Raw genomic sequence first — 16732 nt, forward strand, 5'->3', positions numbered from 1 at the left:
GCCAGCCGGGTTCTTGTGGACAGCGTTGTGGATAACTTCTAGCGGAAGTCGCCGCTGACGGCCGGAGCCGCTCCATCCCCGGTGGTCGCCGCCCCGGCGTAAGAGTCACCGTTCGCGTCCCGCCCGCCCTTGGGGTAGGTGTACCGCGCGGAGAAGGTGTACGTCCCCGGCTCGACGGTGTCTCCCGAGGAGAGCACGAAGCGGTAGACCATCGCCCCGCCCTCCTCGGTGACCGTGCTGGTCACGCTCGCACCCGGCACCTGCTGGCTGCCCCCGCGAGCCACCAGGCCCGGGGTGCGCGCGACCCGGATCGTCACCTCGAGCGCGGTGAGCCGCTCGCCGGTGGTCACCGTCACGACACTGCTCGCCTGGGAGTCGCCGTCGGGGATGACCGAGCCGTCCGCCCAGAGCACGTTCTTCGCGGTGGCCGTGCCGCCGCCGGGGGCCGTCGACGGGCTCGCCGACCGCCCGGCCGAACGCGACTTCGTCGTCCTGCTCGGCGAGGAAGCGGGGGTCGTGGTGGGCCCGGTGGCGCTCGACGACGCCGGAGCGCTCGGCGTCGGAGCCACGGTGACGACCGCTGTCGGGATGGGCCCGGGACGCGGCTCGCTGTCGCCGGCGACCGCCCACTGCGCGAAGCCACCGCCGCCGAGCACCGCGGCGACCGCGGCAGCGGCGCCGGCTATCCGCAACCGTGGGGCCGGGCGTCTCTTCGCAGCATGGTTGCGCACGGCGGTCCGGCCGATGCGGTCGAGCATGGCCTCACGGTCCGGACGGTGCACTGCCGCCTCCGCGCGCAGTGCCGCGCGCAGCTCCTCTTCGATGAGCGTCATCGCGCCGCCTCCCAACCGTTGATTCGTGCCGGAGCGACACCGCTGCCGCCGAGTGGTTCCGCGAGAGTCGCGGTGCGCTACGGGAGGTCGTGCTCGTGACCGCGCCCGCCGAGGTGCCCCGTGCCGTGGCCGCCGGGATCGGGTCCCGGCGGCCACGGTCGATCACTTGAAGGTGATGTCGGACTCGGTGTACTTGCAGAACGTGCCGTCCGGGCCGGCGCCGATCTTGGTCGGCTCCTTGCCGGTGTTGTTGCCGGTGAACTTGACGCAGATGTCCAGGCTCTTCTTGCCGACCACGGTGACCTTGGAGATCGTGGCGGTGTCGCCGAAGTTCTGGTTGATGCCGACCAGGCTGCCGACCGGAGCGGTGACGACCACGTTCTGCACCACGACCGCACGCTTGTGCTGGGTGGAGCAGTTGCCGCAGGAGCGGTAGAGCTTGCCGAAGTCGGAGACCTGGAAGTTCTTGATGGTCAGCGTGCCGCCGCCGTTGTGCTGGAAGACCTTGTCGTCCGCGCCCTTGGCGCCGCCGCCGTCGACGGTGTAGGTCGCCGAGGCGCCGCCCTTGAAGGTGGCGGCGTCCTCACCGACGTTCTCCCACCACACGTTGATCAGCGTGCAGGAACCGGAGCAGTGGATGCCGTCTGCGGCCGGGGCGCCGAGGATGACGTTCTTCAGCACCGCGCCGTCGGCCAGCTTGAACAGCGGGTCCTGGCCCTCGTCCTGGCCGTCGCCGCCCAGGGCGCCGCTGCCGAAGTAGCGGGCGTTGCCGCCGTCCACCGTGCCGGAGACCGGGATCGTCGCGGTGACCGGCTTGTCGACGGTGGCCTTGGGCCACGCCACGCTGGGGGCGGCGGGGGCGGCCGTCGGGGCCGGGGCCGCCGTCTTCGTCGCCGTGGGAGTGGCGCCGGCGGTCTTGGTCGCCGTCGGTGAAGCCGTCGCGGTCTTGGTGGCGGTCGGCGACGCGGTGGCCGGCTTGGTGGCGGTGGGCGTCGCGGCCGGCGCGGACGTGGCCGGCCCGGCGCCCAGCGGGTTCACCGAGACGTCGTCGAACTCAGCCGCGGCGTAGCTGGTGACCAGGCCGATACGGCCGGTGCCGGGCAGCGCGCCGGCGCCGGAGGCGACCTTGGCGCCGTCGACGTAACCGGTGATGGTGCTGCCCGAGACGTCCACCTTCAGGGTGTGCCACGCGGCCGGGTTGCTGACCGGGGCCGAACCGATGGTGGTGATGGCGCTGCCCTTGACCGCCTGGAGCTCGGCCTTGCCGGCTGAGGTCAGGGCGAGACGGTACATGGTGGACGATCCGCTGGCGCGCGCCGCGACGCCGGCCAGGCCGGAGCCGAGGTCGAGTGCCTTGACCTTGGCCTCGACCGAGTAGTTCGTCCAGGAGGTCTCACCGGCGAAGACGCGGGCGAGCTCGCTCTCGGTCTTCGCCTGCTTGTAGACCTTGGATCCGTCGGAGACCAGGGACCAGTCGCCGCCGGACTTGGTCCAGTTGCCCGCGCCGTTCTCGAAGTCGTCGCTGAACTGGGTGCCGGCCGAGGCGGACGGAACGAGGATGGCGACCAGCGCGGTGACGGCGCCGGCCGCACCTGCCGCGCCGAGACCCACGACCAGACGACGACGACGCCGGCTCGGAGTCGCGCTGGGCATTGCGTGCCGCATGTTGCTCCTACTCACAGGGGGATGAGTGCCGCCGTCGGGGACGGCGGACATCGCGCATGATCAAAAGCGATCACGCCCCGGTAGTGGTGCGACTGCCCAACAAGGTTGTTCGCAGTGACCCAGGTCACATTTGGCCCGGAGTCAGTCTCCCCAGCGTGCCCTCTCCAACAGTTCGAGCGCCTCGACGGCGGCCTTGTCGCCGCCGGCCCGGAGCACCCGGGCCGCCTCGTCGATCGTCCCGGTCAGCCGCTGCCACTGGGCCTCCCGCTCCTTGGAGGCCTCGGCCTGAGCCTTGAGCTGCTGACTCTTCGTCCAGAGCTCGACGAAGATGGAGACCTTGGCACGGAGCACCCACGGATCGAACGGCTTCGTGAGGTAATCGACGGCGCCGACGGCATAACCCCGCAGGGCGAGCTGCGCGTCACGGTCGGCGGCGGTGAGGAACAGGATCGGCACGTGCCTGGTCCGCTCGCGCCGCTTGATGTGACTGGCCGTCTCGAAGCCGTCCATGTTGGGCATGTGCGCGTCCAGCAGGATCACCGCGAAGTCGTCGGTGAGCAGCTGCTTGAGCGCGGCCTCACCGCTCTCGACAGCGACCGCGGTGACGGGCAGGCCCTGCAGGATCGCCTCCAGGGCCAGCAGGTTGTCTCGCCGGTCGTCGACCAGAAGCGCCTTGGCACGCTCACCCACCCGTACTCACCTCACCCACCGGTAGATCCTTCCCCATGGCGCTACCCCGTCGCGACCGGTTTCAGCCTCGTTCCGGCTCTCCGGTCCCCTCAGCGTTCACCCAGCGGTCCATCAACTCGATCAGTTCGTCCAGATCGACCGGTTTGGTGATGTAGTCACTCGCTCCGGCCGCGATGGCCGACTCCCGGTCACCCGGCATCGCCTTCGCCGTCAGGAAGACTACCGGTAGGTCCCGGAAACGCTGATTGCGTCGAATTCCCCGAGTCGTCTCGTAGCCGTCCTGGTCCGGCATCATCGCATCCATCAGCACGATGTCGATCTCCGGATGCTCGGCGAGGATCCGCACCCCGTCCACCCCGTTGTCCGAGTACAGCACGTTGAGTCCATGCATCTCGAGGGCGCTGGTCAGGGCGAAGACGTTGCGCACGTCGTCGTCGACGATCAGCACGGTGACGCCTTCCAGTTTCCGGCCCGCGGCGCTCACCGACGGCTTGTCCTCGACCCGTTGCGGCATCTCCATCAGTGACATCCCCAGCGAGGCGGCCGGCCGCACCGAGACGGCCTTGGCCGGCACCGGCGGCAGGGCCGGCATCGGGATCGCGTCCGGGCTCAGCGCCTCGGGCATGTACAGGGTGAAGGTGGATCCCTCGCCGGGCTCCGAGGAGACCGCGATGGTGCCGCCGAGCAGCGCGGCGAACTCACGGCTGATCGACAGGCCCAGGCCGGTCCCGCCGTACTTGCGGGTGGTCGTGCCGTCGGCCTGCTGGAACGGCTCGAAGATGATCGCCAGCTTCTCGTCCGAGATGCCGATGCCGGTGTCGGTGACGGCGAACGCGACCACCTGCCGTGCCGAGTGCAGCGACTGCGGCGCATCGACGTCGGAGCCGATGGCGGTCGGGAAGATGCTCAGCGTCACCGAGCCGTTGTCGGTGAACTTGACCGCGTTCGACAGCAGGTTGCGCAGGATCTGCTGGAGCCGCTGCGGGTCGGTGACGATCGAGTCGGGCAGTTCGGGCGCCACCGCGACCCGGAACTCCAGGCCCTTGACCTCCGCCTGCGGCACGAACGCCTGCTCGACGTAACTGCGGATGCCGTCGAAGTCGACCACGTCCGGTTCCACGTCCATCCGGCCGGCCTCGATCTTGGAAAGGTCGAGGATGTCGTCGATCAGCGACAGCAGGTCCGAGCCGGCACTGTGGATGGTGCGGGCGAACTCGATCTGCTTGCTGCTCAGGTTCTGTTCGGTGTTGTCGGCCAGCAACCGGGCCAGCAGCAGCAGCGAGTTCAGCGGGGTCCGCAGCTCGTGGCTCATGTTCGCGAGGAACTCGGACTTGTAGGTGTTCGCCCGCGAGAGCTGCTGCGCCTTCTCCTCCAGGCCGAGCCGGGCCAACTCGATCTCCCGGTTCTTCAGCTCGATGTTGGCCTTCTGATCGCTCAGCAGCTTGGCCTTGTCCTCCAGTTCGGCGTTGGTGCGCTGGAGCTCGGCCGACTGGTCCTGCATCTCCCGGGCCAGCCGCTGTGACTGGGCGAGCAGTTCCTCCGTACGCCGGTTGGCCTGAATGGTGTTGAGGGCGATCCCGATGGTGGCGACCAGCCGCTCCAGGAACGTCAGGTGCAGCCCGGAGAAGGCCGCCACCGACGCGAACTCGATCACGCCGAGCATCTCGCCCTCGAACAGGACCGGCAGCACCACCAGGTCGTGCGGCGGCATGGCCAGCAGACCCGAGCGCATGGTCAGTATCCCGTCGTGGGTGGCCCGCACCCGGATCGTGCGCCGCGACAGCGCCGCCTGGCCGACCAGCCCCTCCCCCGGCCCGAAGATCACCTCGTGGTCGCGGGCGACGTAGCCGTAGGCCGCGTTGAGCCGCAGGCGCATCACCGCTTCCTCGTTGTCCACCAGGAAGAACGCGCCGAGCTGGCCGTCGACCAGCGGCGTCACCTCGGTCATGATCATGCGGCAGACCTCGCCGACGTCCCGCTGGCCCTGGAGCAGGCCGCCGATCCGGGCCAGGTTGGAGTCGAGCCAGCCCTGCTCCGCGTTCGCCTTGGTGGTGTCGCGGAGCGTGACGATCATCCGGTTGATGTTGTCCTTCAGCTCGGCGACCTCGCCCTGCGCCTCGACCGCGACGCTCTGGGTCAGGTCACCGCGGGTCACGGCGGTGGACACCTCGGCGATGGCGCGCAGCTGGATCGTCAGGGTGGAGGCGAGCTGGTTCACGTTGTCGGTGAGGTCGCGCCACGTACCCGAAACGCCCTTGACCTGTGCCTGACCGCCGAGCTTGCCCTCCGAGCCCACCTCACGCGCCACCCGCGTCACCTCGTCGGCGAACGACGACAGCTGGTCGACCATGGTGTTGACGGTGTTCTTCAGCTCCAGGATCTCGCCGCGGGCGTCGACCGTGATCTTCTGGCCGAGGTCGCCCTTCGCGACCGCGGTGGAGACCTGGGCGATGTTGCGGACCTGGCTGGTCAGGTTGGACGCCATGTAGTTGACGTTGTCGGTGAGGTCACGCCACGTGCCGGCGACCCCGCGCACCTGCGCCTGACCGCCGAGCTTGCCCTCCGAGCCGACCTCACGAGCCACACGCGTCACCTCGTCGGCGAACGACGACAGCTGGTCCACCATCGTGTTGACGGTGTTCTTCAGCTCCAGGATCTCGCCCTGCGCGTCGACGGTGATCTTCTGGGACAGGTCGCCCTTCGCCACGGCCGTGGTGACCGACGCGATGTTCCGCACCTGGCTGGTCAGGTTCGACGCCATCGAGTTGACGTTGTCGGTGAGGTCACGCCACGTGCCGGCCACCCCGCGCACCTGCGCCTGACCGCCGAGCTTGCCCTCCGAGCCCACCTCACGCGCCACACGCGTCACCTCGTCGGCGAACGACGACAGCTGGTCCACCATCGTGTTGACGGTCGACTTGAGCTCCAGGATCTCGCCGCGCGCGTCGACGGTGATCTTCTGCGACAGGTCGCCCTTCGCCACGGCCGTGGTGACCGAGGCGATGTTCCGGACCTGGCTGGTCAGGTTCGACGCCATGTAGTTGACGTTGTCGGTGAGGTCGCGCCACGTACCCGAAACGCCCTTGACCTGCGCTTGCCCGCCGAGCTTGCCTTCCGAGCCGACCTCTCGCGCGACGCGCGTCACCTCGTCGGCGAACGACGACAGCTGGTCGACCATGGTGTTGACGGTGTTCTTCAGCTCCAGGATCTCGCCGCGCGCGTCGACCGTGATCTTCTGCGACAGGTCGCCCTTCGCGACCGCGGTGGACACCTGAGAGATGTTGCGGACCTGAGCCGTCAGGTTCGCGGCGAGCTGGTTCACGTTCTCGGTGAGGTCGCGCCAGGTGCCGGAGACGCCACGCACCTGGGCCTGACCACCCAGCCGGCCCTCGGTGCCCACCTCGCGGGCCACCCGCGTCACCTCGTCGGCGAACGACGACAACTGGTCCACCATCGTGTTGACGGTGTCCTTCAGCTCCAGGATCTCGCCCTGCGCGGCCACCGTGATCTTCTGCGACAGGTCGCCCTTCGCGACCGCGGTGGACACCTGGGCGATGTTCCGCACCTGGCTCGTCAGGTTCGACGCCATCGAGTTCACCGAGTCGGTGAGGTCCTTCCAGGTGCCGGCCACGTTCGGCACGTCGGCCTGGCCGCCCAGCTTGCCCTCGGTGCCCACCTCGCGGGCCACCCGGGTCACCTGCTCGGCGAACAGGCGCAGCGTGTCGGTGAGGCCGTTCATGGTGTCGGCCAGCTCGGCGACCTCGCCCCGGGCCGACACGGTGATCTTCTGCGACAGATCGCCGCGAGCCACCGCGGTCGCCACCTGCGAGATCGACCGCACCTGGTGCGTCAGGTTCGACGCCATGGTGTTCACCGAGTCGGTCAGGTCCTTCCAGGTGCCGGCGACACCGCGCACGTCGGCCTGGCCGCCCAGCTCACCCTCGGTGCCCACCTCGCGGGCCACCCGGGTCACCTCGTCGGCGAACGACGACAGCTGATCCACCATCGTGTTCACGGTCCGGCCGATCCGCAGGAACTCACCCCGCAGCGGGCGCCCGTCCATCTCCAGCGCCATGTGCTGAGAAAGGTCACCCTCCGCCACCGCGCCGACCACCCGGGAGATCTCGGTGGTCGGGCGGCCGAGGTCGTCGATCAGCGAGTTCACCGAGCGGACGCTGTCCTCCCAGGAGCCGTCCAGGCCCTCCTCGTCGAGGCGCTCGGTGAGCCGGCCGTCGCGCCCGACGATCCGGCTGATCCGGCGCAGGTCGAGGTTCTGCCGCTCCTGCAGGGAGACGACCTCGTTGAACGCCTCCGCCACCGCCCCGGCCATGCCGCCGCGTCGGGGCAGCCGGACCTTGAGATCGCCACGGCGCACACGTCGCAGCGCGTCGGCGAGTTCACCGAGCAGAACGGTTTCGTCGGGCACGCCGACGCTGGCCTCTTTAGCCGCAGTCATGCTGTCCTCACTCGCTGTCTACTGCCGGGGGGTTACCTATCCTCTCTCGCTCGACCGGGTCAATGCGAGAGACGACTTTGTGCATACACCCGTTCACGGGAGAGGATGCATGGGTGCCAGCCGAGGTCGGAACCAGGACGAGCATCCCGTCGGGTGCGCCGTCCGAGGCCCTGGTGCGCCGGAACAGGTTGCCCAACGATCGGCGGACCCCCGCGGCGGCCCGCGCCCTCGTCCGCTCCGTGCTGGAGGAGACCGGCCTCGTCGGTCTGCTCAACGAGGCTCTGCTGCTCACCACCGAGCTTTCCACGAACGCGGTGGTGCACGCGAACACCGAGCTGGAGATCGAGGTCAGCGCCGACTCGGGCGGCCTCACCGTGACCGTCACCGACTTCGCGTCCGGCCCGGTCGAACAGCTCACCATCGGCCCGCGCAACGAGAGCGCCGACATCGGCGAGGTGGCCGAGCGCGGCCGCGGCCTGCTCCTGGTCGACCACTTCGCCAGCCGCTGGGGCACCGTGCACGAGGGCGACGGCAAGGGCGTCTGGTTCCGGCTCGACCAGCGCGCGGACGCCGTCGGCATGGTCCGCCTGCCGAGCGCGTCCGAGAACCCGAGCCTCGGCGCCCTCACCGGCCTGCTGCGCAGCGGCACCGACCGGCACTCCGACGAGGGCCTCACCGACCTCGCCACCGACCTTCTCTCCCGGCTCGCCCGGCTCACCGGCGCGGCCGGCGGCGTCGTCCGCCTCGACCGCGGCGACGGCATGGGGCGGCAACTTCTCGCACGGTACGGCAGAGCCCCCCGTGACAACGCCGACACCATCCGCGTCCCCCTGGCCGTGCATCGGCCGTACTCCGGCGAGCTGGAACTGGACGCCGCCCCCGAGGGGTACGCCCTGGCCCTGGCCACCATGGTCGCCGAACGGTTCGCCCTGCACCTGGAGAACGACCGCCTGCGCCGCGCCGACATCCGCCGGCAGACGTGGATAACCTTCCTCGCCGAGGCCAGCGAGTTGCTCGCCCAGTCCCTCGACGTGAACCTGACGATGGCCCTCATCCCGCAACTGGTCGTGCCACGGCTGGGGCAGTGGTGCGCGGTCCACACCACCGACGCGTGGGGCCGGCTCCAGCTCGCCGCCGCCACCCACGCCGACGAGTCCACGCTGGCCCAGTTGCACGCGACGCTCGCCGAGACCGGCCCGGAGTCACTTCTGGCCCGGCTGGAGGAGGCGTCCCGGCTCGGCACCCAGGTGATGTTCGGTTCGCCGATGGAAGGCTATGCGGTCCCGCTGGTCGCCCGGGGCGCCCGGCTCGGCACCCTCGCCGTGGGCCGGCACCCGAAACACCGGCACGACGCCGACGAGGTGGCGGTTCTCGAAGACGTCGCCCGGCGGGCCGCGCTCGCCATCGACAACGCCCGCATCCACGACGAGCGGCACCGGGTCGCCCGGACCCTCCAGGCGTCGCTGCTGCCGCCGGCCCTGCCACGGGTCGACGGCATCGGCTTCGCCGCGGAGTACGTCCCCACCGGCTCCGAGGTGGGCGGCGACTTCTACGACGTGGTCCCGTCCGGCGACGACCAGTGGCTGGTCGTGGTCGGCGACGTCTCCGGCAAAGGCGTCCAGGCGGCCACCGTCACCGGGCTGGTCCGCGACGTGATCCGCATCCTCGTCGACGACGGCAAGGAACTCAGCGAGATCCTCTGGCGGGTCAACCGCACGCTCGTGCAACGCGGCGGCGGCCGGTACTGCACGCTCGCCATGGCGTCGGTGACCAGGCAGTCCAACGGCACCCTCGGCGTCTGCCTCTATCTGGCCGGGCACGACCGGGCGGTGCTCGTCCGGGCCGACGGGAAGACCGCGTTCGTCGGCGAGGGCGGGACGGCGCTCGGCCTGCTGGAGACCATCACCTCGCCGGACGTGTCGATCACGCTGGACCCGGGCGACTCCCTGATCTTCTACACCGACGGGGTGACCGAGCGGCGCCGCGGCCGCGAGCTGTTCGGCTCCGCCCGGCTGCGGGAGGCGTCCGCGCCCCTGGCGGGCTATCCGGCCGACGTGATGGCGGCTCGGCTGCGCTCCACGACGATCAACTTCTCGGTCGAGGAGCCCCGCGACGACATCGCGATCCTCGTCCTGCGCAACGACGCCTGACCCTTCGCCGTACGCCCCGGGTCTCGTCCTGTCTTGGGGCCTGATTTTTGTCGTACCCCGGTGGCAGGGTCGACGGTATGAAGACGCAGTACTACACCGCGACCACTTTCGATGGCTACATCGCCGACGAGAACAACTCGCTGGACTGGCTCTTCGAGGTCGACCAGGGCGGCCAGAACCCGTTCGCCGAGTTCTTCGCCGGCATCGGCGCCTTCGCCATGGGTGCCACCACCTACGAGTGGATCCTCGGGCACGAGAAGTCGCTGGAGAATCCGTCGTCCTGGCTCGAGCCCTACGGCGACACCCCCGCCTGGATCTTCACGCACCGCGAGCTGCCGGTCATTCCAGGAGCAAACCTCCATTTCGTACGAGGTGATGTCCGTCCCGTCCACGCCGAGATGGTCGCGGCCGCCCAGGGCAAGAACATCTGGTTGGTCGGCGGTGGGGAGCTGGCCGGGCAGTTCGCCGATCACGGGCTGCTGGACGAGGTGATCCTCGGCGTCGCGCCGGTCACACTCGGCGGCGGGGCGCCCGTCCTGCCGCGGCGGATCACGTCGTCCCGGTTCACTCTTACGGGGGCACGGCCGATCGGGCAGTTCGCCTATCTGACCTACGACGTGAGCCCGCCGGCCTGACCGTTCGGTCCCGCACCGGCCCACACCCGCCGTCGGGGAAGCCCGAGATGCTCCGACGCCACGTCCGTGACGCTCCGGCGTGCCTTGACTGTGCGTCCGCCTTGCTTCAACGGGGCGTCCGCCCTCCTTGAGCGGGGATGATGGCGCTGTTTTAAACGGGCGTGCGCGCTCCTTCAGCGGGCCTTCGGGCTTCCGCAACGGCGGGGTGTTCTCCCTGCTTCGACGTGGCGTCCGCACTTCGGCGACGACGTGGCGTCCGCACTGATTCCACATGACATCCGCACTGCTCCGACATGACATCCGAGATGTGAGAGTCAGGCCCGTGACCCCTCCCCGTGGAGTACGGTGTGGGGCCCCGCCGCCCGATTTCCCGAGGCCGCGGCGCCGAACCGGTGACGGTGGCGGGCTGGGTGCGGCAACACCCCACCCGCCACCGGCACCCCGCCGGGTACACCCACACACCGCTGCCAAGCCCCATGCCGGCTCATCCCGTTCACCGCGCCGCTTCACACACCCACATCCCGTGCCACCGACCCAGCCACCGCGCCCCTTCGCACACCCGCATCCCGCGGGCCCGACTCAGCTATCGCGCCCCTTCGCACACCCGCATCTCGCGCGCCCGACTCAGCTATCGCGCGTCGCTTCGCGCACCCGCACCACCGCGCCCACTTGCCGCAGCCAGCCACTCACCGCCGCGCTCCCACATCCCCCGCACAACGGGCCCAGCCGCCGGGCACCCACGTCCCGCAGCCGGGCCACTCACCGCTCGCGACGCTCCGCTCACCCCCACATCGCCGCGAGCGGCCCACCCACGGCGCGCACCGCGCGCCGCACGCTGTATCGGACAGCGCCGCACGCCGGTATGCCGCCTGGACCACAGCCCAGAGCACGACCGTCGCAGGCGCTCGGGCCTGGCTTTGCTGCCCGGTCCTCTGCGGACCTGGGGTGACCAAGGCCGTCCTGATCGATCTGCCCTTTTTGCCGGGCGGCTCATGGCATGGTGTTTGTCATGGCGAAGACGCAGTACTACACCGCCACCAGCATCGACGGCTTCATCGCCGACGAGAGGAACTCGCTGGAGTGGCTCTTCGAGGTCGACGAGGGCACCGAGAATCCGTTCGGTGAGTTCTTCGAGGGTGTCGGCGCGTTCGCCATGGGCGCGGCCACCTACGAATGGGTCCTGGAGCACGACAACCTGCTCAAGGAACCGGAGAACTGGCACGACATGTACGGCGACGTACCGTGCTGGGTCTTCACCCACCGTGACCTGCCGCCCGTGCCGGACGCCAACGTGTTCATGATCAGCGGCGACGTCCGCCGGGTCCACGAGGCCATGCTGGTCGCCGCCCAGGGCAAGAACGTGTGGTTGGCCGGCGGCGGCGACCTGGTGAGCCAGTTCGTCGCGGAGGGCCTGCTCGACGAGATCATCCTCGGGATCGCGCCGACCATCCTGGGCGAAGGCGTCCCGATGCTCCGGCGCCGTGTCCTGGTCGACGATCTGATCCTCACCGGCGTGCGGGAGGTCGGCCAGTTCGCCTTCCTCACCTACGCGGTCGGCGACGTCGCCCGCATGGGCCGCCACCTGGCCTCCGAGACGGCCGCCCTGATCCCCGTCTTCGGCTGACCCCGTCTTCGGCTGCCCCCGTCTCCGACTCAACTCATCTCCGGCTGAGCCGTCTCGAGTTCATCCCCGTCTGCGGGCTGACACCATCATTGGCCGATCCCTGCCTGCGGGCCGATCCCTGCCTGCGGGCCGGTCCCTGCCTGCGGGCCGGTCCCTGCCTGCGGGCCGATCCCTGCCTGCGGGCCGATCCCGTCTTCGGCTGACCCATCAGACGACCGCCTTCGGTAGCGAGGCGCGCGGGTGCCCCGCGCGCCCGCCGGCCAGTCCCGACAACGTCTGGTCACCGCTCCGGCTCATCCTGCCTGCGGGATGGAGCGTCAGCACCGGCCTTCCACTCGGCCCACCTTCCCGCCAGACAGGAGCGGCAGCACCGGCCACCCACTCGAACCACCTCCCCGGCAAGCACCCCCGGAACAACAGCAGGCCACTGCCCCCCGGCCCGCCCTCCCACCGGGCCGGAACGGCCGCACCCGGCCACCCACGTCACCCACTCCCCCGCCAAACACCCCCAGCAACACCAGGCCACCGCTCCGGCCCGCCCTCCCACCGGCCCGGAACGGCCGCACCCGGCCACCCGTTCGATCCACCTCACGCCGAGCTGATGCGGCGGCGCCCCGCCATCTGCCTGGCCTTCTTGGCGCGCGTTGATGCGGCAGCGCGTTGATGCGGCAGCGCGTTGATGCCGGCACTGCGCGCGTGGACGCGGCATCGCACGGCCGCCGGGTCAGAACAGGTCGCCGGGGCGGGCCATCTCGATCTGGGCGGCCAGCCCGGGTGGCGCCGTAAGCACCACCACCTGCCCACGCCGGGCCAGCAGCACCTGCTTGAGGCTGACGACGATGTCGCCGATGCGGGCCGCGCTCAACCCTCGGGGCAGCACCGCGTGCACCACGCCGGCTCCCGCCGACCCGCGGAGCGCGACCGCGGCGCCCACCGCGTCGCGCAGGGCGTAGCCGACCGCGTGCAGGTCGCGGGATCGGACGCGAATGCGCAGCACGACGTCGGACCCGGTGAACGGGTAGCGCCCCCACCAGGCCGGCGCTTCCGTCTGGATGGCCGCGAGCGGGCCCATCTCCCGGGCGAGCCGCCCGGCTCCCGCCGCGACGAAGTCGGCTGGGCCCTCCAGCAGCAGCGCGAACGCACCTTCGCCGGACGCCGGCAGGTCCACCTCGACCCCGCTCAGCGCGAACTCGGGCGCGCTGACCCGGCTCACGAGCTCACCGACCTGGGTCGGTGTCGTCACCGGGCGCACCACCCAGCGGCGGCTTTCCGGGGCCTCCTCGAGCGGGAACACCGCCGATGTGATCACCTCGCCGGCCGGGCCCTCCCACTCGGCCGACTCCACGAACCGGCCGTCCCGGCCGACGAACCCGACGCTCACGGCCTGCCCGGCGGGCGGGCCGAACCGGTGCCGCAGCGGCCCGGACTCGTTGAGCGCGAGCACGCCGCCGATCGTGGCTCCGGCTGACGGCGGGTCGATCGTGAGGCGTTTGCCGTGCGGGGCGAGCGCGGCCTGCGCGGCCCTGACGGTGGTGCCGGCGGCGACGACCGCGGTCGTACCGTCGTGGTCCCACAGGCCGTTGAGACGGCCGGTCTCGATGATGAGATCCAGGCGCTCGGGTCGCGTACCCCAATCGAATTTGCTGCCGGAGCCGCGCGGCCGGACGCTGAGGCCCCGCTCGGTCGCGAGGTGGAGCAGTTGGGCGACGGAGCGGGTGGTGGCCGGGGCGGCGACGAAACCGGCGCGGAGCCCGGCGATCTGATCGTCGGGGCGGGCGACTCGCGCGGACCCGGGACCGCAGATTTCCACGAGCTCGGCGAGCAGGGAACCGCTCACGTTCGAAGCCTCCCCACATGAAGATCGTCCACTCGGGAACATCGTACACATGTTCGAATGAGCGAGGTCCGTGTGTGCGGGAAATCCGGGCGGTAACGTGTTTCCGGTGACGATTGAAGGTCCACCCATCGCCCGTCAGGCGCCCACCGAGCGCACCTTCCACGGCGACACGGTCATCGACGAGTTCGCCTGGCTCATGACCAAGGAGGACCCGGCCACCATCGCCCACCTGGAGGCGGAGAACGCCTGGACGGACCAGGCCACCGCCCATCTGGCGGGCCTGCGGGAGACCGTCTTCCAGGAGATCAAGGGCCGCACTCAGGAGACCGATCTCTCGGTCCCGAGCCGTAAGGGCGGATTCTGGTACTACACCCGCACCGAGGAGGGCAAGCAGTACGGGATTCAGTGCCGGGTCCCGGCACTTCCGAGTGACACCGACCCGCCGATGGGCGCCGACAAGCCGGGCGAGGAGGTGCTGCTCGACGGCAACGAGCTGGCCGACGGCAAGGAGTTCTTCGCTCTCGGCACCTTCGACGTGAGCCCGGACGGGAAATGGCTGGCCTTCTCGACCGACTTCGACGGCGACGAGCGGTTCACCCTGCGGGTCAAGAACCTGGTCACCGGCGAGGTCCTGGCCGACGAGGTGCCGGACGTCTTCTACGGCAGCGCCTGGTCGTCCGACGGGACCACGCTCTTCTACATCACCGTCGACGAGGCGTGGCGCCCGTACCGGGTCTGGCGGCACACGGTCGGTGTGAGCGATGACGCCCTGGTCTACGAGGAGCCGGACGAGCGGTTCTGGGTCGGCGTCGACCTCACCCGCAGTGAGAAATTCATCGTCATCGACACCCAAAGCAAGATCACATCTGAGGTACGGGTGATCCCGGCCGACACTCCCACGGCCGAGCCCGCCCTGATCGCCGAGCGCTGCCAGGGCGTGGAGTACTCGATCGAGCACCACGGCCACCGTTTCCTGATCCTGCACAACCGGGGCGCCGAGGACTTCGCGGTGTCGTGGACCTCGGTGGACAACCCGGGCGAGTGGGTCGAGCTCATCCCGCACCAGCCGGGCACCCGGCTGGAGTCGGTGGACGCGTTCTCCCGGCACCTGGTGATCTCGCTGCGCCGTGACGGCCTGACCGGCCTGCGGGTGATGGCCGACGGCAGCACGGCCTCCTACGACATGGAGTTCCCCGAGCCGCTCTACAGCGTCGGCCTGGCCGGCAACCCGGAGTACGAGACCAGCACGGTCCGGATCTCCTACACCTCGCTGGTCACTCCGGACTCGGTCTACGACGTCGACCTGATCACCCGCGTGATGACGCTGCGCAAGCAGAAACCGGTGCTCGGCGGCTACGACCCGGCCAATTACGAGCAGTTCCGCGAGTGGGCGACCGCCGGCGACGGCACCCGCGTGCCGATCTCGATCGTGGCGCGCAAGGGCACCCGGCGGGACGGCTCAGCGCCGGCGCTGCTCTACGGGTACGGCTCCTACGAGCACTCGATCGACCCGTACTTCTCGATCGCCCGTCTCTCCCTGCTCGACCGGGGTGTCGTCTTCGCGATCGCCCACGTCCGCGGCGGTGGCGAGATGGGCCGCCAGTGGTACGAGCAGGGAAAGCTGCTCACCAAGCGGAACACGTTCACCGACTTCGTGGCGGCCGCCGAGGCTCTGGTCCGCAGCCGCTGGACGACGGCCCAGCGTCTGGTGGCCCGCGGTGGCTCGGCCGGCGGTCTGCTGATGGGCGCGATCGCCAACCTCGCCCCCGAGGCGTTCGCCGGCATCCTGGCCGAGGTCCCGTTCGTGGACCCGCTCACCTCGATCCTCGACCCGTCGCTGCCGTTGACGGTCACCGAGTGGGAGGAGTGGGGCAATCCGCTGGAGTCGGCCGAGGTCTACGCCTACATGAAGTCCTACAGCCCGTATGAGAACGTCACCAAGCAGGCGTACCCGCGGATCCTCGCGGTGACCAGCCTCAACGACACTCGCGTGCTCTATCACGAGCCGGCGAAGTGGGTCGCCCGGCTGCGTTCGGTGGCTCCCGACGGCGAATACCTCCTGAAGACCGAGATGGGCGCCGGTCACGCCGGCCCGAGTGGTCGTTACGACGCCTGGAAGGAAGAGGCGTTCAACATCGCCTGGGTCCTCGACGTCCTCGGTGCCGCCTGACACCGGAGGCCGTGGATTTCCCTCATGATACGAGCAACCCGGGCACATAGCCGGGCGTCAATAATGTGATAGATTCGGCCCGCTATTCAGTCGGCGATGCCCATCATCGCCACGGTGAGTCTGTTCCGATCTAATAGCCATCGCATTTGGCAGCGTCAAGGTAAGAGCCGAATCAACGGGGGAGAGCCGAATGAGGAAAACAGCCATTGGCGTGGGTCTGGCAGCGGTTGCGGTCGCGGCGGGCATGAGCGTGCCGGCGGCGGCCTTCGCTGCCCAGATTCCCTGCGGAAACCCGACCGACGTGAAGGTCTACCTGCAGAGCGGCACGAAAATCTGCTTCGCCGGCGTCGGCCAGAACTCGTTCAACAAGGTCGGTGTCGTGAAGGTCGAGGCCGGCGCCTACATCGGTTCGGTGACCGTGGGAACAGTCCGCCGCAGTTTCCAGCCTGGCGACACGCTCAGGTTCCAGCCGCCGGTCGATCCTCACTACATCACGCTGAAAGCCCTTACGCGCCCCTGAGTAACGGCGGAGAAAGCGTAGACGTGCGGCGTTGAATGGGCCGATGACACCGGCGGCGAGTTTGACGCGTATTCGTCGGACCATGAAAGTGGGGGGGGGCCCCGAGGTGTGTCGACCCCCAAAAGTATGTGACGCCAGCGGCCCCCCGGCGG

At 69.8% G+C, this 16732-nt stretch carries 10 protein-coding genes; 5 read left to right on the forward strand and 5 right to left on the reverse strand.

The genetic code is table 11. The features are described from left to right. Positions 1-38 precede the first annotated feature (38 nt). The 4 genes from QLQ12_RS18905 to QLQ12_RS18920 form a co-directional block, all read right to left on the reverse strand. The gene (locus QLQ12_RS18905; protein ID WP_282761501.1) at positions 39-833 is read right to left on the reverse strand and encodes a hypothetical protein; all 795 of its coding nucleotides are present in this window, start codon (positions 831-833) and stop codon (positions 39-41) included. Positions 834-995: 162 nt separating this feature from the next. Then, positions 996-2486, reverse strand: coding sequence for a pectate lyase (locus QLQ12_RS18910; protein WP_282761502.1), 1491 nt, complete (start codon positions 2484-2486; stop codon positions 996-998). Between the two features lie 153 nt (positions 2487-2639). Continuing rightward, entirely contained in the window at positions 2640-3188 is a 549-nt protein-coding gene (locus QLQ12_RS18915; protein ID WP_282761503.1) for a response regulator, read from the reverse strand. A 61-nt stretch (positions 3189-3249) separates the two neighbouring features. Next, entirely contained in the window at positions 3250-7644 is a 4395-nt protein-coding gene (locus QLQ12_RS18920; RefSeq protein WP_282761504.1) for a HAMP domain-containing protein, read from the reverse strand. 113 nt (positions 7645-7757) lie between these two features. Here QLQ12_RS18920 and QLQ12_RS18925 point away from each other — a divergent pair, with 113 nt between their 5' ends. From QLQ12_RS18925 to QLQ12_RS18935, 3 genes are all read left to right on the forward strand, one after another. Next, positions 7758-9794, forward strand: a complete 2037-nt coding sequence (locus QLQ12_RS18925) for a SpoIIE family protein phosphatase (RefSeq protein ID WP_282761505.1) — start codon at positions 7758-7760, stop codon at positions 9792-9794. 77 nt (positions 9795-9871) lie between these two features. After that, positions 9872-10429, forward strand: coding sequence for a dihydrofolate reductase family protein (locus QLQ12_RS18930; protein ID WP_282761506.1), 558 nt, complete (start codon positions 9872-9874; stop codon positions 10427-10429). A 1009-nt stretch (positions 10430-11438) separates the two neighbouring features. Next, entirely contained in the window at positions 11439-12053 is a 615-nt protein-coding gene (locus QLQ12_RS18935) for a dihydrofolate reductase family protein (RefSeq protein ID WP_282761507.1), read from the forward strand. A 724-nt stretch (positions 12054-12777) separates the two neighbouring features. Here QLQ12_RS18935 and QLQ12_RS18940 read toward each other — a convergent pair. Then, positions 12778-13890, reverse strand: coding sequence for an FAD-binding oxidoreductase (locus QLQ12_RS18940; protein WP_282761508.1), 1113 nt, complete (start codon positions 13888-13890; stop codon positions 12778-12780). Positions 13891-13996: 106 nt separating this feature from the next. Here QLQ12_RS18940 and QLQ12_RS18945 point away from each other — a divergent pair, with 106 nt between their 5' ends. Both QLQ12_RS18945 and QLQ12_RS18950 read left to right on the forward strand, forming a co-directional pair. Beyond that, entirely contained in the window at positions 13997-16060 is a 2064-nt protein-coding gene (locus QLQ12_RS18945; RefSeq protein ID WP_282761509.1) for a S9 family peptidase, read from the forward strand. A gap of 190 nt (positions 16061-16250) precedes the next feature. After that, positions 16251-16580, forward strand: coding sequence for a hypothetical protein (locus tag QLQ12_RS18950; RefSeq protein WP_282761510.1), 330 nt, complete (start codon positions 16251-16253; stop codon positions 16578-16580). Positions 16581-16732: the final 152 nt, after the last annotated feature.

The organism is Actinoplanes sandaracinus (assembly GCF_030009775.1).
Lineage (GTDB): Bacteria > Actinomycetota > Actinomycetes > Mycobacteriales > Micromonosporaceae > Actinoplanes > Actinoplanes sandaracinus.

Bases quoted from the DNA above. Each gene is read 5' to 3' on its own strand.
- QLQ12_RS18905 (WP_282761501.1), bottom strand. From the start codon at position 833: ATGACGCTCATCGAAGAGGAGCTGCGCGCGGCACTGCGCGCGGAGGCG.
- QLQ12_RS18930 (WP_282761506.1), top strand. From the start codon at position 9,872: ATGAAGACGCAGTACTACACCGCGACCACTTTCGATGGCTACATCGCC.
- QLQ12_RS18935 (WP_282761507.1), top strand. From the start codon at position 11,439: ATGGCGAAGACGCAGTACTACACCGCCACCAGCATCGACGGCTTCATC.
- QLQ12_RS18950 (WP_282761510.1), top strand. From the start codon at position 16,251: ATGAGGAAAACAGCCATTGGCGTGGGTCTGGCAGCGGTTGCGGTCGCG.
- QLQ12_RS18910 (WP_282761502.1), bottom strand. From the start codon at position 2,486: ATGCCCAGCGCGACTCCGAGCCGGCGTCGTCGTCGTCTGGTCGTGGGT.
- QLQ12_RS18920 (WP_282761504.1), bottom strand. From the start codon at position 7,644: ATGACTGCGGCTAAAGAGGCCAGCGTCGGCGTGCCCGACGAAACCGTT.